The organism is Dietzia sp. NPDC055877, from assembly GCF_053615975.1.
The window spans coordinates 137,128-156,089 of record NZ_JBSHCV010000006.1; the positions used below are offsets into that span (position 1 = coordinate 137,128).

The 18,962-nt window shown below is 70.6% G+C and carries 18 protein-coding genes and 1 pseudogene; 12 read left to right on the top strand and 7 right to left on the bottom strand.

What is annotated here, in order from left to right; genetic code table 11:
* Window positions 1-48: 48 nt before the first annotated feature.
* The 4 genes from dctP (at window position 49) to ACWGLC_RS09400 (ending at window position 3,961) form a co-directional block, all read left to right on the top strand.
* Window positions 49-1,167 carry a TRAP transporter substrate-binding protein DctP gene (dctP, locus tag ACWGLC_RS09385; RefSeq protein ID WP_452099636.1) on the top strand — a complete coding sequence of 373 codons (1,119 nt, stop codon included), beginning with the start codon at window positions 49-51 and terminating at the stop codon, window positions 1,165-1,167.
* On the top strand, window positions 1,164-1,796 hold the full coding sequence (locus tag ACWGLC_RS09390; RefSeq protein ID WP_452099637.1) for a TRAP transporter small permease: 633 nt from the start codon (window positions 1,164-1,166) through the stop codon (window positions 1,794-1,796). The genes dctP and ACWGLC_RS09390 overlap by 4 nt, the downstream gene beginning before the upstream one ends.
* A 1-nt stretch (window position 1,797) precedes the next feature.
* Window positions 1,798-3,081 carry a TRAP transporter large permease gene (locus tag ACWGLC_RS09395; RefSeq protein ID WP_452099638.1) on the top strand — a complete coding sequence of 428 codons (1,284 nt, stop codon included), beginning with the start codon at window positions 1,798-1,800 and terminating at the stop codon, window positions 3,079-3,081.
* Between the two features lie 64 nt (window positions 3,082-3,145).
* Window positions 3,146-3,961 carry a crotonase/enoyl-CoA hydratase family protein gene (locus tag ACWGLC_RS09400; protein WP_230931375.1) on the top strand — a complete coding sequence of 272 codons (816 nt, stop codon included), beginning with the start codon at window positions 3,146-3,148 and terminating at the stop codon, window positions 3,959-3,961.
* A gap of 10 nt (window positions 3,962-3,971) precedes the next feature.
* Here the strand turns inward: ACWGLC_RS09400 and ACWGLC_RS09405 are convergent, their stop codons facing one another.
* On the bottom strand, window positions 3,972-4,724 hold the full coding sequence (locus ACWGLC_RS09405; protein ID WP_230931374.1) for an IclR family transcriptional regulator: 753 nt from the start codon (window positions 4,722-4,724) through the stop codon (window positions 3,972-3,974).
* Between the two features lie 129 nt (window positions 4,725-4,853).
* On the opposite strand from ACWGLC_RS09405, the gene ACWGLC_RS09410 reads away from it, so the two are divergent.
* The 4 genes from ACWGLC_RS09410 to ACWGLC_RS09425 are packed head-to-tail and all read left to right on the top strand — an operon-like array spanning window position 4,854 to window position 9,545.
* Window positions 4,854-6,005: an acyl-CoA dehydrogenase family protein gene (locus ACWGLC_RS09410; RefSeq protein ID WP_452099639.1), complete on the top strand. Its 1,152-nt coding sequence runs from the start codon at window positions 4,854-4,856 to the stop codon at window positions 6,003-6,005.
* Window positions 6,005-7,090, top strand: a complete 1,086-nt coding sequence (locus ACWGLC_RS09415) for an acyl-CoA dehydrogenase family protein (protein ID WP_452099640.1) — start codon at window positions 6,005-6,007, stop codon at window positions 7,088-7,090. The genes ACWGLC_RS09410 and ACWGLC_RS09415 overlap by 1 nt, the downstream gene beginning before the upstream one ends.
* Window positions 7,091-7,098: 8 nt before the next feature.
* Window positions 7,099-8,352 (top strand): MFS transporter, encoded by a 1,254-nt coding sequence (locus ACWGLC_RS09420; protein ID WP_452099641.1) that lies wholly within the window; start codon window positions 7,099-7,101, stop codon window positions 8,350-8,352.
* On the top strand, window positions 8,349-9,545 hold the full coding sequence (locus ACWGLC_RS09425) for a CaiB/BaiF CoA transferase family protein (RefSeq protein ID WP_452099642.1): 1,197 nt from the start codon (window positions 8,349-8,351) through the stop codon (window positions 9,543-9,545). Before ACWGLC_RS09420 ends, ACWGLC_RS09425 begins: the two co-directional genes overlap by 4 nt.
* Before the next feature lie 9 nt (window positions 9,546-9,554).
* On the opposite strand, the gene ehuA is transcribed toward ACWGLC_RS09425, so the two are convergent.
* The 6 genes from ehuA to ACWGLC_RS09455 form a co-directional block, all read right to left on the bottom strand.
* Window positions 9,555-10,316 carry an ectoine/hydroxyectoine ABC transporter ATP-binding protein EhuA gene (gene ehuA, locus ACWGLC_RS09430; RefSeq protein ID WP_230931369.1) on the bottom strand — a complete coding sequence of 254 codons (762 nt, stop codon included), beginning with the start codon at window positions 10,314-10,316 and terminating at the stop codon, window positions 9,555-9,557.
* Window positions 10,317-10,383: 67 nt separating this feature from the next.
* The gene (gene ehuD / locus ACWGLC_RS09435; RefSeq protein WP_230931368.1) at window positions 10,384-11,028 is read right to left on the bottom strand and encodes an ectoine/hydroxyectoine ABC transporter permease subunit EhuD; all 645 of its coding nucleotides are present in this window, start codon (window positions 11,026-11,028) and stop codon (window positions 10,384-10,386) included.
* Window positions 11,025-11,756, bottom strand: coding sequence for an ectoine/hydroxyectoine ABC transporter permease subunit EhuC (gene ehuC, locus ACWGLC_RS09440; RefSeq protein WP_452099643.1), 732 nt, complete (start codon window positions 11,754-11,756; stop codon window positions 11,025-11,027). Before ehuC ends, ehuD begins: the two co-directional genes overlap by 4 nt.
* 30 nt (window positions 11,757-11,786) lie before the next feature.
* Window positions 11,787-12,638: an ectoine/hydroxyectoine ABC transporter substrate-binding protein EhuB gene (ehuB, locus tag ACWGLC_RS09445; RefSeq protein WP_452099710.1), complete on the bottom strand. Its 852-nt coding sequence runs from the start codon at window positions 12,636-12,638 to the stop codon at window positions 11,787-11,789.
* Between the two features lie 244 nt (window positions 12,639-12,882).
* Entirely contained in the window at window positions 12,883-13,566 is a 684-nt protein-coding gene (locus ACWGLC_RS09450) for a GntR family transcriptional regulator (protein ID WP_452099644.1), read from the bottom strand.
* Window positions 13,563-15,044, bottom strand: a complete 1,482-nt coding sequence (locus ACWGLC_RS09455) for an amidase (protein WP_452099645.1) — start codon at window positions 15,042-15,044, stop codon at window positions 13,563-13,565. The genes ACWGLC_RS09450 and ACWGLC_RS09455 overlap by 4 nt, the downstream gene beginning before the upstream one ends.
* A gap of 78 nt (window positions 15,045-15,122) precedes the next feature.
* Here ACWGLC_RS09455 and otsB point away from each other — a divergent pair, with 78 nt between their 5' ends.
* The 4 genes and pseudogenes from otsB (at window position 15,123) to ACWGLC_RS09475 (ending at window position 18,950) form a co-directional block, all read left to right on the top strand.
* Window positions 15,123-15,926 carry a trehalose-phosphatase gene (gene otsB / locus ACWGLC_RS09460; protein ID WP_452099646.1) on the top strand — a complete coding sequence of 268 codons (804 nt, stop codon included), beginning with the start codon at window positions 15,123-15,125 and terminating at the stop codon, window positions 15,924-15,926.
* A gap of 222 nt (window positions 15,927-16,148) precedes the next feature.
* Complete coding sequence (locus tag ACWGLC_RS09465; protein ID WP_452099647.1) at window positions 16,149-17,237, top strand: metal ABC transporter solute-binding protein, Zn/Mn family; 1,089 nt, start codon at window positions 16,149-16,151, stop codon at window positions 17,235-17,237.
* Window positions 17,238-17,331: 94 nt separating this feature from the next.
* A pseudogene (locus ACWGLC_RS09470) lies at window positions 17,332-18,102 on the top strand (metal ABC transporter ATP-binding protein); the annotation flags it as partial.
* A complete protein-coding gene (locus ACWGLC_RS09475) occupies window positions 18,102-18,950 on the top strand; it encodes a metal ABC transporter permease (protein WP_230931362.1) in 849 nt (282 codons plus the stop codon). The pseudogene ACWGLC_RS09470 and the gene ACWGLC_RS09475, both read left to right, overlap by 1 nt.
* The last annotated feature ends 12 nt before the right edge of the window (window positions 18,951-18,962 follow it).

Consider the following 18,962-nt stretch of genomic DNA (forward strand, 5'->3'; position numbering starts at 1 on the left):
CCCGTTTGCTACGTATATGCGTAGTGGGTTCCCTAGTTAAGGATTCTCATGAGACGCCCCCCTCGTCCGATCCGCGGTGCAGCCCGGCGGACCACAGCCCGTCGCGCGGCGTCGACGCTCGCGGCCGGCCTATCCGTGGCGATCGCCGCGACGGCATGTTCCGGCGAGCCCGACAACCCGTCCGAGCCTCTGGAGATCAGGGTCGCGGACAGTTTCGCCGCCACCCACCCCATCGGGCGCAGCGGCACGACCGACTTCATGGAGATCCTCCGGGACACGGCGCCGTCCGCCGGGATGGAGATCGTGTACTTCGACTCCGGCCAGCTCGGAAAGCAGCGGGACATGCCCGCCGTGCTGCGGACCGGCATCGCCCAGATCGCAGCCGTCTCCCCCGCGTACGTGGGAACGCAACTCCCCCTGGCGAACGTGGGAGACCTTCCCGGCTTCACCCAGGACTCGTGCGTCGGCGGTGACGCGATGCTCGAGATCATGCAGCCGGGGACCACGCTGTTCGAGACCGAGCTCGCGCCGCAGGACGTGCACCCGCTCTGGGTCGCCTATATCCCCGGCTACGAAGCCATGTCGGGCGCGTTCCCCGTCGACTCCGTCGACGCTCTCCACGGCAAGATCATGCGATCGACCGGAGGCGCGGCCGACCGCGTGGTGGACGCAGCCGGCGCGGCCGGCGTCTCGATGCCGCTGGGTGACATGTACGAGGCGATCTCCCGCGGCACCGTCGAAGGCACCCTCGCGAGCCCACTGAGCATCACGCCGTACAGCCTCGAGGAGGTCATCCAGTACTCCACCGACGGTGCCAACCTCGGCTCGTTCACGGTCACCTACTCCGTCTCCGACACGGTCTGGAACGAGATGACCCCGGAGCAGCAGGCCGTCCTCGCCGAAGCATCCGAGGTCGCACAGGACTCCGTGTGCCGCGAGATCAACCGGTCGATGGACGAGTCTAAGCAGGCAATGCGCGACGCGGGCGTACAGATGATCGAGGTCACGGACGCCGAGCGTCCCCACTGGGAGGCGCTGGCCGCGCCCGTCCGGGAGTCCTGGGTCAAGGACCTGGAGAGCATCGGTCTGCCCGCCCGCCGGGTCCTCGACGACTTCACCGCCGCACTCGCCCGTGCGGAGTCCGAGCACGGAAGCGAGCGATCATGAGCGACCAGGTACCCGAGGTCATCGCCCCCCGCCAGGGGTCCACACCCGCCCGTCGGACGCCGTTCGGCTACCTCACCGACACCCACCCGAGGCTCGACCGCATCCAGAACGGGATCTCCGCGTTCTGCGCGGTGATCGCCAGCGTCGCGATCGTCGTCATCGTCGCCCTCACCGCGCTCGAGGTGTTCACCCGGACCGCCTTCGACGCACCGCTGGGCTGGAACGTCGGCCTGGTCGAGCAGTACCTGATGATGACCCTCGCCTTCTTCGGCACGGTCACGGCCTACCGCGCCGGCGCGCACGTCGCCGTGGTCACCATCTTCGAGAAGACCCCCGAGCCGGTGCGCAAGGTACTGCTGCTGATCACGTACCTCATCATCCTCGCCGGGCTCGTGCTCCTGGTGTACTCGGGAACGCGCGCCATGCAGTTCTCGTTCGTCACCTCGGAGATCCCCCCACCCGGGATGGCTGAACTGTCACTTCCGAGCTGGTGGTGGAAGTCGATCATCCCGGTGGCCTCCGGCCTCGGTTTCGTCGTGGTGGCCATCGACCTCTATCGCGAACTCACCGCCCCGTTCAATCGTGTCGCCACCGACTACGAGCCCGGCATCCACGCAGAGGAGATCTGACATGCTCGCACTCGCCATAGTCGTGCTCCTGCTCGTCCTCATCCTTATCCGGGTCCCGGTGTCGTTCGCGATCCTCGGTGCCGGCATCATCGGACTGTTCGCCGTGGGCGGCTTCGGCGTGGTCGACGGGGTCATGCAGACCGTGCCCGCGACCTCGGTGATGAGCTATTCGCTGTCCGCCGTGCCGCTGTTCATCCTCATGGCGCACCTCCTGATGCTGTCCGGACTGCTCGATTCGCTCTTCGACGCGGCGCGGGCCATCGTCGGCCGCATCCGGGGAGGCACGGCCGTCGCCTCCATCGGCGCGGGCACCGCGTTCGCGTCGGTGTCCGGCTCCTCCACCGCGGCGGCCGCCACGCTCGCCCAGACCTCGACGCTCAAGATGATCGACGAGGGCTACAGTCCCAAGACCGCGAGCGGCCTCGTCGCGGTGGTCGGCACCCTCGCCGCCATGATCCCGCCGTCGATCATCCTGGTCTTCTACGCGATCACCGCCGAGGTGAGCGTGGGCGACGTGCTCATCGCCGGCGCCCTGCCCGGCGTGATCATCGCGTGCGCTCTCGTGGTGATGCTCTACGTGACAATGCTGCGCGATCCCGAGGCCGTACCGTCCGGGCAGCCCTCCACGTGGGCCGAGAAGGGACGCGCGCTGGGCACGGCCGCCCCGCTGGCACTGGTCTTCCTCGCCGTGGTCGGCTCCATCTACCTCGGGTGGGCCACTCCTACCGAGGCGGCGGCACTGGGAAGCGTCGCGGCGATGATTCTCGTGATCGCGCGCGGGCGGTTCAGCCTCGCCGGCGTGGGACACACCCTGGTGGAGACCACCAAGTCCACGGCCATGATCTTCGCCATCATCATCGGGGCGCACGTCTTCGGCCACTTCCTCACCGAGACCAAGGTCACGCCGACGCTCGTCGCGTGGATCGGCGACCTCACGCTCCCCGCGTTCGTCATCATGCTGTGCATCGGCATCGTCTACGTGGTGCTCGGCTTCTTCATGGACCAGATCGCGATCATCGCGCTCACCGTCCCGGTCGTCCTCCCGCTGGTCGTCGAGCTCGGGTACGACCCCATCTGGTTCGGGGTGTTCATGGTGCTCCTGGCCGAGGTCGGCCTCGTCACCCCGCCCATGGGCCTCAACGTGTTCGTGGTGGCCCGCTCCGCCGGCCGCCGGGTCGAGGAGGTCTTCCGCGGTGCCTTCCCGTACGTGATCGCCATGCTGGCCGTTGCCCTGCTGTTCCTCATATTCCCCGGCATCGTGCTCTGGATCCCGGAGACAATGTGACCTGAGCCGACCCGACCGACCCACTCCGACACCCACTCCAACCCTCCCCCGCAAAGGAATGACGATGACAGAGAACACCTCCGACGACGCGCTGCTGATCGACCGCGCCGATCACATCGAGACCTGGACCATCAACCTGCCGGACGCTCGCAACCCCATCTCCGACGACCGTGTGATCGAGGCGCTCGTCCACCGGGTGTCCGTCGTCAACGCCGACCCCGATGTGCGTGCCGTCATCCTCACCGGCGCCGGTTCCGCGTTCTCCGCGGGCGGCAACGTCAAGCACATGGTCGACCGCAGCGGAATGTTCGGGGGGAGCCCCTACGAGGTGCGCGGCGGCTACCGCGACGGCATCCAGCGGATCCCGCGCGCGCTCTACCACTGCGAGGTGCCCGTGATCGCGGCCGTGAACGGCCCGGCCGTCGGCGCGGGCTGCGATCTCACCCTCATGTGTGATCTCCGGGTGGCGTCGAGCAGGGCGTGGTTCGCCGAGAGCTTCGTCCAACTGGGCATCATCCCCGGCGACGGCGGCGCGTGGCTGCTGACCAAGGCCGTGGGCCCGGCCCGCGCGGCCGAGATGGCGCTGACCGGCGACCGCGTGGACGCCGCGACCGCGCTCGACTGGGGATTGGTCTCCCGGGTGGTCGAGCCCGAGGAGCTGATGGGCGCGGCCCGTGAGCTGGCCGCGCGAGTGGCCAAGAACCCGCCGCACTCGGTCCGGATGGCCAAGAAACTCCTCCGCGAATCCCAGCACCAGTCCCTGGAGTCGGTGCTCGAGCTCTCCGCGGCCATGCAGGCCCTCGCGCACCACACCGCGGACCACCGCGAGGCGCTCGCGGCGTTCGGCGAGAAGCGACCGGGGAACTACGAGGGTCGCTGACCGGGCGCGGTCAGTCGAGCTGCCAGGTGGCGACGTGACGGCCGAGGATCTCCACGAGGTCGTCACGTCGCTCATCGATCTCGGCACGGGAACCGATGACGCCCACCGCGGCGATCGTGCCGCCCCGCTCGGTCACCGCGACCGACACGCCATCAGCGCCTTTCTCGGCGGCGTGGGGCGCCGCGCAGATCCCGGTCTCGCGGATCTGCGCGAGCGCCTCGAGGAAGGCCTCGACCCGGCCGGAATCCGCCTCGGGGCGGGCATTGAGGTAGGCCCAGAGGTCCCGGTTCTCCCGCGCCGCGAGCAGGACCCACCCGGCCGACGTCCGGAGCAACGAGCGCCGCAGACGGTTCTCGGCGAGGTACGCATAGGCGGGGTCGGACGAGACGTGATCGACGTAGAACAGGTCGTCGCCCACCGCGGCGGAGAGAACGGTGACCATCCCGGTCTCCTCGTTGATCGCCTCGAGCGCGTCGTGGGGGACCTGCGTCACGGGAGGGCGACCCGCGATGACGTTGAGCAGGTACGGCGCCATCCCGAGGGTGTAGACCCGGTCCCGCTCGTCCAGATACCCGGTGGCCACCAGGCCGTTCACGAGCCCCTGCGTCGAACTGACCGGTGCGCCGAGCGCCTTGGCGATCGCCGTGAGCGTCATCCCCGATCCGGACCGGGCCACCGCCTCGAGGATTGATGCCACCCTGTCCACCATCCGATGCCTGGGCCGTTCCGGGATCTGGGCATCGAGCTCGGCAGTGGTGGTCATGAGCACGAGCCTACCAAGTCGCAGCCGATACTTACTTAAATCCGTAACTAGTTGCTCTATTGCGTAATCAGCCGAGCGGTGTCATAGTGACATCACGCGGCCCGACAGCCCTCACCAGCAGGAGAACCGATGAGTACCACCTTCGCCCCGCCCACGACCGTGGAGACCCCGCAGATGCGGGAGCTCCGCGGTCAGGTGCGGGAGTTCCTCGCCGCCGAGATCGCCGCCGGCGCATTCACCCCGTGGATCGACACGTGGCTCACCCGCTGGGACGAGGCGTTCACCCGGCGCCTGGCCGATCGCGGCTGGGTCGGCATGACGATCCCCGAGGAGTACGGCGGCCGCGGTCGCACACACCTCGAGCGCTTCGTCATCACCGAGGAACTCCTCGCGGTGGGCGCCCCGGTCGCCGCGCAGTGGGTGGCCGACCGGCAGATCGCGCCCTCGCTGCTGCGCTACGGCACCGAGGAGCAGAAGCAGGAGTTCCTGCCGCGGATCGCGGCCGGCGACTGCTGCTTCGGCATCGGCATGAGCGAGCCCGACTCGGGGTCCGACCTCGCGAGCGTGCGCACCCGGGGCGTGCGCGTCGACGGCGGGTGGACGATCACCGGGACCAAGGTGTGGACCTCCGGCGCCCAGCACGCCGAGGCGTTCATCGCCCTGGCCCGCACCGAGCCACTCGACACGAATCACCGGCACGCCGGCCTGAGTCAGTTCATCGTCGACCTCCGCGCCGAGGGCGTCACCATCCGCCCCATCGTCTCGCTATCCGGGGACCATCACTTCAACGAGGTCGTCCTCGACGAGGTGTTCGTCCCCGATTCCCGCGTGTTCGGCACCCCGGGCAACGGCTGGGAGCAGGTCAACGCCGAGCTCGCCTTCGAACGCAGCGGGCCCGAACGCTTCCTGTCCTCCTTCCGCCTGCTCGCAGCCGAGATCGGTGAGATCACCGCGGGCAGGCTCCCCGAGCGGACCGACCTCGGCCGATCCGTCGCCCGGATGGCCGGTCTCCACGCCCTGAGCCAGAACATCGCGGGCGCCCTGCAACGGGGAGAGAAGGCCGACACCGCGGCCGCGCTGGTCAAACTGCTCGGAACCACGACCGAGGGCGACCTCGTCGACGTGGTCTCCACCGGGCTCGGCGACGAGACACCCGCCGCCCCCGGAGAGATCGACGCCCTCCTGCGTGCAGGGCTACACCAACGCCCGGGCTTCACGCTCCGAGGCGGAACCAACGAGATCCTGCGCGGCGTGATCGCGCGGGGACTGGGGATGCGCTGATGACCACCTCGAACACCACCGAGATCGACCTCGGTGTCGATCCCGACCTGCAGAACCTCATGGACGACCTCGTCTCCGGGTTCTCCGGACCCGACGTCGAGCCCGACCCGGATGCGGTGTGGGCCACCCTGACCGAGGTCGGCCTCGCCCGACTCACCGCGCCGGAGGAGTCCGGCGGTAGCGGCGCGGGCTGGACCGAGGCCGCGGCCCTCCTGCGGACGCTCGCGGCCGCCGGTGTGGCCGTGCCGTTCGCCGAGACCGATCTGCTCGCCGGCCCCCTCCGCCGCGCTGCCAGCCTGGACGACTCGTCCGGGCAGACCGCAACAGTGGCGGTCCTCGGGTCCGACGGCACCGCGCACCGCGTGCCCTGGGCCGGCGCCACCGCGACAGTCCTGTGCGTCCGGCGGGCATCAGGTGGCTACGAGGTCGCCGACGTGGCGACCGACCACCTCGTCGTCGTCGAGTCCGAGGGCATCTCCGCCGTCCCCACCGGCTCCGTGACCGCCGACGGCGACCACCCGTGGGCGCCGGTCCCCGCCTCGGCGGTGCAGGCCCACGTCCTGCGCGGCGCCCTCGCCCGCGCCCTCCAGTGCGTCGGGGCGATGGACGGGATGCTCGCCTCGTCGATCGCACACACCACCGAGCGGAACCAGTTCGGCCGGGCCCTGGCGAAGTTCCAGTCGGTGCAGAACCTGGTCGTGGACATCGCCGCCGAATCGGTACTGTCCCGCGCCGCCGTGGACACCGCGCTCGTCGACGCCCTGACCGACGACCTCGCCGGGGGCCTGTCGGAATTCCGCGTGGCCGTGGCCCGGAGCGTCGTCTCGCAGGCGCTGGCCGTCGCCGTGCGCAACACACACCAGATCCACGGCGCGATCGGCACGACGCATGAGCACACGCTGCACCGGCTCACCCTCCCCGCGCTGCAGTGGCGGTCGGAGTTCGGCTCGGCCGCCTTCTGGGAGGGCTTCCTCAGCCGCGCCGCCGTCACCGGCGGGATGGACGGGGCCTGGCCGATGATCGTCGAGGGCGCCCCCGTCGACGGGATCCCCTCGGCGTGGCTCGACGCCGTGACCGGCGCCTAGGCCGATCCGTGACCGCTCCGCTCGCCCGACTGTTCGTCGCCGTCGTGCTGGTCAACGGCGCGTACGACGCCGTGCGGGTGGCGGTCTCGTACCGGGTACTCGCGCTCGGCGGTGACGCCGCCCAGGTGGGGCTGGTCGCCGCCACGTTCGCGGCGCTGCCGATGCTCGTCGCCCTGCAGTTCGGGCGGTTCGTCGACCGGCGCGGCAGCTGGGGCGTCCTCGCCGTCGGTACCGCGGTGTCCGCGTCAGCGGTCGCCCTGACCGCGGTGGCGCCCTCCATCCCCGTCCTGGCCGCCGCCAACGCGATGGTCGGCCTGGGTCAGGTCATGACCCTCATCGCCGCGCAGGGATTCGTCATGGAGCTCACCACCCGCGACCGTCACGTCAACGGCTTTGCGATGTTCACGCTCGCCGTCTCGGTCGGCCAGGCGGTGGGTACGCCGGTCATGGGCGTCCTGCTCCAGGCCGGCCGCACCGGTGAGCACGTGGACACCGGGCCGGCGCTGTGGGTGATGGCGAGCGCGATCGTCATCTCGCTGCCGTTCGCGCTCGCCCTGCCCCGGTCGACGCCCCCCGCGCGAAGCGCAGGTCAGCCCCGGGCCGAGTCGATGACCGCGCTCCTGCGCCGGAAGGGCATGCCGCCGTCGATCTTCGCCGCGCTCATCGTGGTGACGGGTTTCGACCTCATCACCGCGTACATGCCCGTGCTGGGCGAGTCCGTGGGGCTGACGCCGCTCGTGGTGACCCTGCTCGTCGCGACGCGCTCGGTGTTCTCCATGATCTCCCGCGCGGCCACACCGTGGGCGTTGCGGCGGTGGTCCCAGCGCGCGATCCTCATCGCCTCCCCCGTCGTAACCACCCCGGCGGTGGTCGTACTCGGCCTCGCCGGCGACGCCGGGACGATGTTCGCCTGCCTCGCCGTAATCGGGTTCTTCTGGGGCATGAACCAACCCGTGACCATGAACTGGGTGACCGCGGCCGCGCCGGCCGGGGAGCGCGCCGCAGCGCTGTCGCTGCGACTGACCGGCAACCGGGCCGCCCAGGTCCTCGTCCCCCTCGGCGCCGGCGCGATCGCCGGGATAGCCGGCCCGGGCAGCGTATTCCTCCTCTCCGGCGCACTCACCGCCGCCTCGGCGGCCACCACGAGCGTCTCGCTCCGCCGGCATCCCTTTGACGAGCTCGGCCGGGTTGGTGCCCTGCCGACCCGTCGCGCACCCGACCCCCGCGACCAGACCACACCGAACACCAGGAGTGACAGATGACCGACACCACCGACCGCACCGGCGCGCTCACCGACCTGCGGGTCGTCGATCTCTCCCGCGTCCTGGCCGGGCCGCTCTGCGGGCAGATGCTCGCCGACCACGGCGCGGACGTGATCAAGGTCGAACCCCCCGCCGGCGACGACACCCGGTGGTGGGGCCCGCCCTTCGTCAAACCGGGCCACAGCGCCTATTTCGACGGGCTCAACCGCAACAAGCGCAACATCAGCGTGGACCTGCGCACCGACGAGGGGCAGTCCCTCCTTCGCCGACTGCTGGCCGAGGCGGACGTGGTGATCGAGAACTTTAAGGCCGGCACACTCGATCGTTGGGGCCTGTCCGACGAGGTGCTCGCCGTGGAGTTCCCACGGCTCATCCACTGCCGGATCACCGGGTACGGCGTCGACGGTCCGCTCGGCGGCGCGCCCGGATACGATGCCGTCCTCCAGGCACTGTCCGGCCTGATGAGCATCAACGGTGAGGCCGACGGTCCCGAGATGCGCGTCGGCATCCCCCTGGTCGACATCATCACCAGCCTCAACGCGATGGCAGGGATCCTCATGGCCGTGCACGCCCGGGAGACGACCGGCCGGGGCCAGTTGGTCGACCTCGCGCTGCTCGACAACGCCGTATCGATTCTCCACCCGCACGCCGGCAAGTGGTTCGCCACGGGCGAGACCCCGCCGCGCACCGGCGTGGCACACCCGACGATCTGCCCGTACGAGACGTTCCAGTGCGCGGACGGCCCGTTCTTCATCGGCGTGGGAAACGACTCGCAGTTCCGGTCTCTCACCTCCGCGCTCGGCGTCGGCCAGCTCGCAGAGGACCCGCGCTACGTCACCAATGCCGAGCGGCTCGCCCATTCGGCGGAGCTGCGCGGGACGCTCGGCGCGATCGTCGGCGAGTGGGGCCGCGCCGAGCTGTCGGATCTGTGTCGCTCAGCCGGGGTGCCGGCGGGGGCGGTCAACACGGTCGGGGAAGCGATGTCGCTGCCCCAGGTCCTCCACCGCGAGATGGTGGTCGAGCGGGACGGGTACCGCAGCGTGGGCATCCCGGTGAAGCTCGAGCACACCCCGGGCGCCGTCCGCTTCGGCCCGCGCGACCGCGGCGCGGACACCGCCGAGGTGCTCTCCGAGCTCGGGATCACCGAGGAGCAGGCAGAGGGACTACGGGCAGCCGGCGTCCTGCCCGCCTGACGCCCCCGGTCAGCGGTCGAGGACGGCCTTGAGGAACGTCCGCGTCCGCTCCTTCTGCGGGTTGGTGAAGATTGCCTCGGGCGTGCCCTCCTCGACGATCTTGCCCTTGTCGAACACGAGAACCCGGTCGGCCACGTCGCGGGCGAATCCCATCTCGTGGGTGACCAGCAGCATGGTGATGTCAGTGGTCTCGGCGATCGTCCTCAGCACACCGAGGACGTCGGCGACGAGCTCGGGGTCGAGGGCGGATGTCACCTCGTCGAGCAGCAGGATGTCCGGGTCCATGGCCAGCGCGCGAGCGATCGCGACCCGCTGCTGCTGACCGCCCGAGAGCGTGGTGGGGTGGGCGTTCTCCTTGTCCGACAGCCCGACCGTGGCCAGGAGCTCGCGGGCCCGGTCCACGGCCTCGGCCTTGGAGCGATTAAGGACATGGATCTGGGCCTCGGTGATGTTCTCCATCACCGTCATGTTGGGGAACAGGTTGAACTGCTGGAACACCATCCCGATCTTCGACCGGACCTGCCGGAGGTGCTTTTGGGACGCCTTGACCAGTTTGTCGCCCTTGCGCTGGTGGGTCAGGGGCTGGCCCTCCACCCAGATCACTCCGTCGTTGACCTCTTCGAGCGTCATGAGCAGACGCAGGATGGTGGTCTTACCCGAGCCACTGGGGCCGATCAGGGCCACACGCTCGCCCCGTCGCACGGTGAAGTCCAGGTGGTCCAGCACGACGTTGCTGCCGAACTGCTTGAGCACCTTGTCGAACACCACCATGTGCGAGCCGTCATAGCCCGCGCCCGCTGGGTCCGCCGGCCGGGCGGGTCCGGTCGGGGGGTTTCCGTCAGTAGACAAGGGTCTTCTCCAGTCTCCGGATCAGGATCGACGTCGGGTAGCTCGCGAGCAGGAAGATCACGCCGGCGATCGTGATCGGCTCGAGGTATTGGAAGTTCCGGGCGCCGTACTGCTGCGCGGCCGTGACCATCTCGACCACGGTGATCGCGAAGAGGAACGGGGTGTCCTTGAACAGTGAGATCGCGTAGTTGCCTAGCGCGGGCACGGTGTTCCGGATGGCCTGCGGCAGCACCACCGCGCGCCAGGTCCGTCCCGGGGGCAGCGACAGCGCACGCGCGGCCTCCCACTGCCCGCGGGGCACCGCGTCGATGCCGGCCCGGTACACCTCAGCCATGTAGGTGGCGTAGTGGATGCCGAGCACGGTGATACCGATCTGCAACGCGGAGAACTGTGGCAGCAGGAAGTAGGCGAACAGCAGCTGCACCACCAGGGGCGTCAGCCGGATGAACTCGGTGACCATCCGCAGCGGCACCGTCACGACCTTCGGGCCCGAGCGCCGTAGCACCGCGACCACCAGTCCGAGGATCGCGGCGATGACGAAACCCGCCACCGTGGCCAGCAGGGTGATCTTGAAGCCCTCCAGCAGGAACGGGATGCTCTCGACCGCGCGTTCCCAACTCCAGTTCACGCTCATCGGTCCACCCCCACCGCGTCGTCGACGCGTTCGGGCCGCAGACTCAGCAGCCCCTTGAGCGTCGGTCCGGTCCCGAGACGGGCCTTGGCGAGGAATTCGAGCAGGTTCATGAAGAGGGTCAGTACGTAGGCGATCACGAAGTACAGGATCAGGCCGATTCCGAACGCGAAGAGGGTGTCGCCCGTGGTCTTGCGCAGTTCGCCGATCTGGAAGGTCAGGTCGTGCAGCAGGATGAAGCTGGCCAGCGCGCTGCCCTTGAGGAGTTGGATCAGCAGGTTGTTCAGCGGCGGGATCATCTGCACCCACGCCTGCGGGAACGTCACCTTGTACAGCCGCTGCCAAGTCGAGAGGTTGAGCGCGATCGCGGCCTCGGTCTGCGCGGCCGGCACGGCCGCCAGCGCTCCGCGGACGACCTCGGCGGCATACGCGCCGTAGTTCAGGCCCAGTGCCAGGATCCCGCAGAACAGCGGGTCGAGTTCGTACCCGAGCAGGGGCAACACGAAGAACAGCCAGAAGAGCTGTACCAGCAGGGAGGTTCCGCGAAAGAACTCGATGATCGTGCGGGCGATCCCGCGCAACACGATGAGTCGCGACCCCGCGGCCACGCCGAGCACCAGCGCCATGACGAACGCCAGCGCCGCCCCGCCCAGGGTCAGGTAGATGGTGATGAGAATGCCTTCCTGGAATCCGGGCCAGGAATCCAGGAAGGCGTCGAGGTTACGGTCCACTGCCGCTCACCCCGGTTCTCGGAATCGGGATCACGCCCCTGCGCAGAGGTCCGCGGTCGTCAGCTCCGGATCCGGGAGCTCCTCGGCCGTGAACCCGTACTCGCCCACGATCTCCAGGTACTTCTCGGGGTCCGAGGTGATCTTGGCGAGCTCCTCGTTGTACGCGTCGAGCAGCTCCTGGTCGTCGGTGCGGAACACCGTGCCACCCGCGCCGACCTGCGGCACGCCGTCGATCTCGGCGACGAACGACTCGGTCACCTCGACCGGGGCGTCGGGGTTGTTGTTCGCCATCCAGTTCAGCGAGATGGCGGTCAGCGCGAACACGTCCGCGCGGCCGGAGGTGACGGCGTCCATGCCGTCCTGCGGGGTGGCGACCTGCGTGTTGTCGATACCCATCTGGGCGGCGTAGTCGGACTCGATCGCGCCGGTCATGGTGCTCAGGCGAGCGCCGCTGTCGAGCACGGACTGCAGGTCCGTCAGCCCCATCGGGTTGCCCTCGGGCACCATCAGCGCGGTCGTGTAGTTGAACTCGGGCTCGGAGAACGCGGCCTGCTCACAGCGCTCGGGCAGGATCGACATGCCCGCACTCACCACGTCGAAGCGGTTGGCCTGCAGGCCGGGGATGAGGGCGCCGAAGTCGGCGTTCTGGCCCTCGACGGTGTCGATCCCCAGGTTGCCGAAGATCTCGCGGTGCAGCGCCACGGTGGCACCGGTCAGCTCGCCGTTCTCCTCGAAGGAGTACGGGGCCTCACCCGCGAAGCCCACCGTCACCGTTCCCTGATCCTGCAGCCGCTCGAGGAGACTGCCGTCCTCATCCGTCGAGGTGGAGGTGCAGCCGGACAGCGCCAGGACGGCCGCCGCGGTCGCGGCGATCGCGCCCATCGCACGGGTTCGTGCGGGACTTCTCAACATCGAGGGTGCCATTGTCTTGTCAGCCTTCCGGTCGCGATCGCACCGCGGGCCCTCCCGCGGTCCGACCTTCACGTCTCACCGGAACGTGGGCTCACGCCCGATGCTCTCTTAGCTGATTCCGAACTTATCACGGGTCACTTGTGGCTCCCGACACAACCGTAAACCCCAACCGCCTCAGCCTCACCATCTCCGATCTTCGGCCGACCCGCCGGGGTCAGGTCGCCGGGCCGGCCGCCCGGACCCGGGCGAGTCCGTCGTGCATGTGCTCCACCAGCAGCGATGTGGCACGCGCGGCATCCCCCGCCCGGACCGCCTCCGCGATCGCGCGATGCTCCGATAACCGCGAATCGGCGTCCGAATACGTGGCGCTCATGGCGTGCAGACACATGCTCGTCTCCACCAGCACCGTCTCGTGGACCCGGGACAATCGCGGGCTGCGCGCGGCCTCGACCAACGCGTGATGGAAGTCGAGATCCGCGGCCACCATCGCGGCCGAGCGGGGCTCTTCTGCCAGCGCCGCCATCGCGTCCACGGCGGAGTCCAGCTCGTCGGCGGTCCGGGCACCCGCCCCCGATTCGAGGACGCGCTGGAGCGCCGCCGTCTCGATGGTCGTGCGGAGCAGGTACATGTCGGCCACGGCCTCGGGGGTGAGGTCGGCGACGAACAGCCCGCGGTTGCGGTGCGAGACCAGCAGTCCCTCCTGGGTGAGCCGCTGCATCGCTTCCCGCAGCGGGCCCCGGCTCACCCCGAGGGTGCGCGCCAGCGCGGCCTCCCCCAGCTGGTCGCCGGGGGCGAAGCTGCCGTCGGAGATCGCTCGGCGCAGCCCCCGCGCGATGATCGCGGGGGTCGACTCCTGCACCACCGGGTCGAGCCCGGCGAGATGATCCGGTTCGTTCATGCCGTGGCGCCCCCAGGCCCCAGCTGCGCGTCGGCGTGGACGGGCGGTGCCGGGACCACCTGACCGAGCGCGGCCTCGAGCGCCGCCCCGGCGCGGATCACGAGCAGGTCGTCGAACCGGGCCCCGATCAGCTGCACCCCGACCGGCAGCCCGGAATCGGTGAGCCCGCACGGCACGGACAGCGCCGGCTGCTGGGTCATGTTGAAGGGGTAGGTGTAGGGCGTCCACGAGGTCCAGTCGGGGCTGTGCCAGCCCGGCGGGACGTCCGAGCCCGCGGCGAACGCGGGGATCGGCGTGGTGGGCGTGACCAGCAGGTCGTAGTTCTGGTGGAAGTCGGCCAGCCGGGCGCCCAACGCCATCCGGATCGCGACCGCGTCGAGGTAGTCGGCGGCCGAGAAGTCGTGGTAGCGGCCGAGCGCCTCCCGCATCGACGGGTCCACTCGCTCGACCGCCCCCGGGCCGTGCGGCGCGAGCACCGCCGCGAGCCCGGCGAACCACAGGACGTGGAACGCGTCGACGGGGTCGGTGATCCCGGGATCCACCGTGTCGACGCGCGCGCCGAGCGCCTCGAGTACGCCCACGGCCCGCGCGACCTCACGCTCGACGTCGTCGTCGTTCCTCCCGAATCCCAGGGTCGCGCTGTAGGCGACGCGCAGCCCCTCGAGCGGCCGGTCGCCGCGGGCGCCGTCGGTGGCGGCGGCGAGGTATCCACCGGTGGTGGGCGTGGTGGCGCGGGCGGGCACCGCGGACCAGTCGCGTGGATCGGGGCGCAGGAGCGCGTCCATGAACGCGGCCGTGTCCGCGACGGTGCGCGTCATCGGCCCGGCGTGGGCCAGCGTGCCGAACGGGCTCGACGGGAACATGGGGATGACGCCGTAGGTGGGCTTGAGGGCGACGATGCCGCAGAACGCGGCCGGTATCCGCACCGATCCGCCGCCGTCGGTCCCCAGCGCGAGCTGCCCGAGCCCCGCGGCGACCGCGGCCGAGGCGCCGCCGCTCGAGCCGCCCGGGGTGAGCGCCGGGTCGTAGGGGTTGCGGGTGATGCCGGTCAGGGTGTTGTCGGTGACGCCCTTCCACGCGAACTCGGGTGTGGTGGTCTTGCCGATCACCACGCAGCCGGCCTCGTGGGTCGCGGCGGTGACGGGGGCGTCGTCGGGCCAGGAGGCGGGGTCGTCCGCGCCGGGCTTGTCGGCCAGCAGGTGGGAGCCGCGCAGCGTCGGCACTCCACGGGTGTAGAAGATGTCCTTGATGGTGGTGGGGACGCCGTCGATGGGGCCGATCGCGGCGCCGTCGCGGTAGCGCCGCTCCGCCGCGCGTGCCTGCCGGAGCGTCTCCTCGGGGTCGGTGTGGCAGATCGCGTTCAGCCGGCCGTCGACCCGCTCGATCGCGGCCAGCGCGTCGCGCGCCGCGTCGACGGGCGACAGCTCGCCGCGTCGGAACTTCTCGGCGAGCTGCAGTGCGGTGAGAGACGCGGTCATCAGGCCACCTTTCGTCGGATTGTCGACAATCGTACATTCGGTCCGCGCCCCGTCAAGGACATCTTCTACGCTGGAGCCATGAGCGCCGCCGACCACACCGCCTCCACCCCAGAGCCCACCGAGCCGGACCTCACCCCGGCCCTGGCCGAGGCACTGCGCCGCGCCGCCGCCGCATCCGCCCTCGTCGTGGCGTGCGACTACGACGGCACCCTCGCCCCCTTCGCCGACGAGCCCATGAGCGCCTTCGCCGCCCCCGGCGCGCTCGACGTCCTCGCGCGACTCGCGGAACTGCCCGGCACGACGGTCGCCCTCCTGTCGGGCCGCAACCGCGCCGCGCTGGCCGAGGTGAGCGGCGCGGGCGCCCCGGTGGTGCTGGTGGGCAGCCACGGTTCGGAGTGGGAGGGCGGGTTCGACGCCCCACTCGACGACGACGACAACGCCCTCCTGGCCCGCATCCACGCCGAACTCACGGAGATCGCCTCCGACGCCCCCGGGGCGCACGTCGAATCCAAGCCGACCGCCGCCGTGCTGCATGTCCGGCCGGTCGAGGATCCGGCCGCACGCGAGCAGGCGACGGCCCGGGCGCTGGCCGGGCCCGCCGCTGCCGGCGGGGTGTTCGTGACCGAGGGCAAGAACGTCGTGGAGATCGCGGTCCGCGAGGCGAGCAAGGGGGCGGCACTCGAGCGGCTCACCGAGCAGGCCGGCGCCGACGTGACGATCTTCATCGGCGACGACGTCACCGACGAGCGCGGCTTCGCGCGACTGCGCCCGCAGGACGTGGGGATCAAGGTCGGTCCGGGCGAGACCGCGGCCGGCCACCGAGTGGAGGACATCCCCGCCGTCGTGCGCCTGCTGGAAACCCTGGCCGACCTCCGCGGCTGACCCCGCCGGTCCGCAGCGCCACCCATCGGATGTCGCGCCACCTGCCGAATCCCGTGGGTGGCGAGACATCCAATGGGCGGCGATTCCGGACACCCGGAGGCGGGCGGGCGCGGCACATGCGGCGGGAGCACCCCCGGGGTTGTCGCCCTGCGCAGGCGCGGTCGTACACTTACCGACAACGGTTCCCATTACCGTTCGCCTTCACCCCGAGGAGTGGTGCCCGTGTCGACCTCCCGCCCGGCCTCCCGCCAGCCCCGCCGCGCCGGCCTGTCCCGGACCCTGGCCGTGCTCGCCACCGCTCTGGTCGGCGCCGGCGCGCTGACCGCCTGCGGCGGCGCCTCGGGCACGGGGCCCGCCGACGGCGACGGTCCGTCCGTGGTGGCGTCGACGACCGTCTACGCGGACATCGCCCGGCAGGTCGCCGGCGGCAACGCGGAGGTCGAGTCCGTGATCTCCGACCCCGCCGCCGACCCCCACTCCTACGAGGCCGGCCCCGCCGACGCCGCCCGGGTCGCCACGGCCGACCTCGTGGTCTACAACGGCGGCGGCTACGACTCGTTCGTGGACCTCGCCCTGGCCAACGCCGGGGATGTCCCGGTGGTGCGGGCCGTCGACGAGTACTCCCGGGTCACCGGCGAGGCCGCGCCGGAGCACTCCCACGATCACGGCGACGACGCGGGTCACGCCGGTCACGACCACGCGCACGACGACGACATCCCCGCCGACAATGCCGCCGACGACCACGGCCACTCGCACGATTCGGAGACCAACGAGCACGTCTGGTTCAGCCTGCCCACCACGGCCGCCGTGGCCGAGCGGGTAGCCGAGCAGCTCTCCGAACTCGACCCCGAGCACGCCGAGGAGTACCGGGCCAACGCCCGGGACTTCGGCGGGGAGCTGAGCCCGCTCCGTGCGCAGCTCGACGAGATCCACGACCGCGGGCACTTCACCTACGCCCAGACCGAGCGCATCGGCGCGCATCTGTTCGACTACGCACACATGGTGGACCTGACGCCGGCCGGGTTCCTCTCCTCCGTCGAGGACGACACGGACCCGGCGGCCGCCGACCTCGCCGGCCTGATCGACCTGCTCCACAAGCGGGAGGTCGCGTTCCTGGCGTTCAACTCGCAGACCGAGACGGCCGTCACGGCCCGGGTGCGTGACGCCGCGGTGGAGGCCGGTGTCGTCGTCGTCGATCTCACCGAGACCCTCCCCGACGGCGCGGACTATCTCACCTGGATGCGCGACATCGTCGACGACCTGACCCGCGCACTCTCCGACGCCACGCCGGAGGGCGACGGTGGGCACTGACCACGAGCGCGGCATCCCCGGGCCCGGCCCGGTGGTCTCGCTCGACGGCGTGACCATCTCGCGCGGCGGCCGGACCCTCATCCGCGACCTCGACCTGCAGATCCAGCCCGGCGAGTTCGTGGCCGTCCTCGGACCCAACGGCGCCGGCAAGTCCACCCTGCTCAAGGTGCTGCTCGGCGAGCTCGCCCCCGACGCCGGCCGTGTCGTCGTGGACGGCCGGGCGCCCGGTGATCGCGGCACCCACCTCGGCTACGTGCCGCAGCAGCGCGCGTTCGACCCCGGCATCACCCTGCGCGGCCGCGACCTGGTCAGCCTGGGGATCGACGGCACCCGCTGGGGCCCCGGATGGCCCAGCCGACGCGGGGAGAAGAAGCGGATCGTCGAGGACTCGCTGGCCCGGCTCGAGGCCGGAAAGCTCGCAGACAAGCCGCTCGGCCGGATGTCCGGCGGCGAGCAGCAGCGCGTGCGCGTGGCCCAGGCCATCGCGTGCGACCCGTGCGTCATGCTGTGCGACGAGCCGCTTCTCAGCCTCGACCTCACCGGCCAGCGCACCGTCGCCTCCGTGCTCGATCACCGGCGTCGCGACGACGACACCGCGATCGTCTTCGTGACCCACGAGATCAACCCGGTGCTGCCGATGGTCGACCGCGTGCTCTACATCGTCGACGGCCGGCACCGCATCGGCACGCCCGACGAGGTGTTCACCTCCGAGGTCATGTCCGACCTGTACTCCTCGCCCGTCGAGGTGCTGCGGGTGCGCGGGCAGATCGTCGTGGTGGGCGACACGCAGCACCTGGTGGCCGAGCCCTGGTCGACCGGGCACCACCATCATGACGACGTCGACCACGGACACGGAGCGCACTGATGGACCGCTTGCTCGAGATCTTCGGGTCCATCGCCGACACCGAGGTCACCGCCTACCTGCTGCAGCAGGATTTCGTCCTGCTCGGCCTCGCCGCCATCGCGCTGCTCGGGTTGCTCGCCGGGGCGATCGGGCCGTTCATCGTGATGCGACAGATGTCGTTCTCCGTGCACGGTGCCAGCGAGTTGGCGTTGACCGGTGCCGCCGCCGCGCTGCTGTTCGGCCTCAACCTGGGGTTCGGCGCGATCGTCGGGTCGGTGATCGCCGCCCTGATGTTCGGACTCATGGGATCGCGGGCCTCCCAGCGCGACTCGTCGATCGGCGTGGTGCTGGCGTTCGGACTGGGCCTGGCCGTGCTGTTCATCCACCTCTACCCCGGCCGATCCGGAACCGCCTTCGCCCTGCTCACCGGGCAGATCGTGGGGGTGTCCGAGAACGGCCTGCTGCAGATGGCGATCGTCGCGGCGATCATCTGCGCCGCGCTCGTGGCCCTGTACCGGCCGCTCGTGTTCTCCTCCGCCGACCCGGAGGTGGCCGAGGCCCGCGGCGTGCCGGTGCGGGCTATCAACATGGTCTTCGCCGTGCTCGTGGGGCTCGCCGCCGCGCAGGCCGTACAGGTCGTCGGTGCGCTGCTGGTGCTCTCGCTGCTCATCACCCCGGCCGCCGCGGCCGCTGCTGTCACCTCCAGCCCGGCCAAGGCGATCGGGCTGACGATCCTGTTCGCCGAGATCGCCGCGGTCGGCGGGATGCTGCTCTCGCTGGCGCCCGGCGTGCCGGTCTCGGTCTTCGTCACCACGATCTCGTTCGTGATCTACCTGGCCTGTCGGGTCGTGGCCGCCCTGCGTCGCTGACGCCCCCGCCCC

What these genes read in the sequence shown, in the direction of transcription:
- ACWGLC_RS09395 (WP_452099638.1), top strand. Translation starts at nt 1,798, where the DNA reads ATGCTCGCACTCGCCATAGTCGTGCTCCTGCTCGTCCTCATCCTTATC.
- ACWGLC_RS09405 (WP_230931374.1), bottom strand. Translation starts at nt 4,724, where the DNA reads ATGACCACCACTGCCGAGCTCGATGCCCAGATCCCGGAACGGCCCAGG.
- ACWGLC_RS09390 (WP_452099637.1), top strand. Translation starts at nt 1,164, where the DNA reads ATGAGCGACCAGGTACCCGAGGTCATCGCCCCCCGCCAGGGGTCCACA.
- ACWGLC_RS09455 (WP_452099645.1), bottom strand. Translation starts at nt 15,044, where the DNA reads ATGACCGCGTCTCTCACCGCACTGCAGCTCGCCGAGAAGTTCCGACGC.
- ACWGLC_RS09400 (WP_230931375.1), top strand. Translation starts at nt 3,146, where the DNA reads ATGACAGAGAACACCTCCGACGACGCGCTGCTGATCGACCGCGCCGAT.
- ACWGLC_RS09410 (WP_452099639.1), top strand. Translation starts at nt 4,854, where the DNA reads ATGAGTACCACCTTCGCCCCGCCCACGACCGTGGAGACCCCGCAGATG.
- ACWGLC_RS09475 (WP_230931362.1), top strand. Translation starts at nt 18,102, where the DNA reads ATGGACCGCTTGCTCGAGATCTTCGGGTCCATCGCCGACACCGAGGTC.
- ACWGLC_RS09450 (WP_452099644.1), bottom strand. Translation starts at nt 13,566, where the DNA reads ATGAACGAACCGGATCATCTCGCCGGGCTCGACCCGGTGGTGCAGGAG.
- ehuA (WP_230931369.1), bottom strand. Translation starts at nt 10,316, where the DNA reads ATGGTGGTGTTCGACAAGGTGCTCAAGCAGTTCGGCAGCAACGTCGTG.
- dctP (WP_452099636.1), top strand. Translation starts at nt 49, where the DNA reads ATGAGACGCCCCCCTCGTCCGATCCGCGGTGCAGCCCGGCGGACCACA.
- ehuD (WP_230931368.1), bottom strand. Translation starts at nt 11,028, where the DNA reads ATGAGCGTGAACTGGAGTTGGGAACGCGCGGTCGAGAGCATCCCGTTC.
- ehuB (WP_452099710.1), bottom strand. Translation starts at nt 12,638, where the DNA reads ATGGGCGCGATCGCCGCGACCGCGGCGGCCGTCCTGGCGCTGTCCGGC.
- otsB (WP_452099646.1), top strand. Translation starts at nt 15,123, where the DNA reads ATGAGCGCCGCCGACCACACCGCCTCCACCCCAGAGCCCACCGAGCCG.
- ACWGLC_RS09425 (WP_452099642.1), top strand. Translation starts at nt 8,349, where the DNA reads ATGACCGACACCACCGACCGCACCGGCGCGCTCACCGACCTGCGGGTC.
- ACWGLC_RS09415 (WP_452099640.1), top strand. Translation starts at nt 6,005, where the DNA reads ATGACCACCTCGAACACCACCGAGATCGACCTCGGTGTCGATCCCGAC.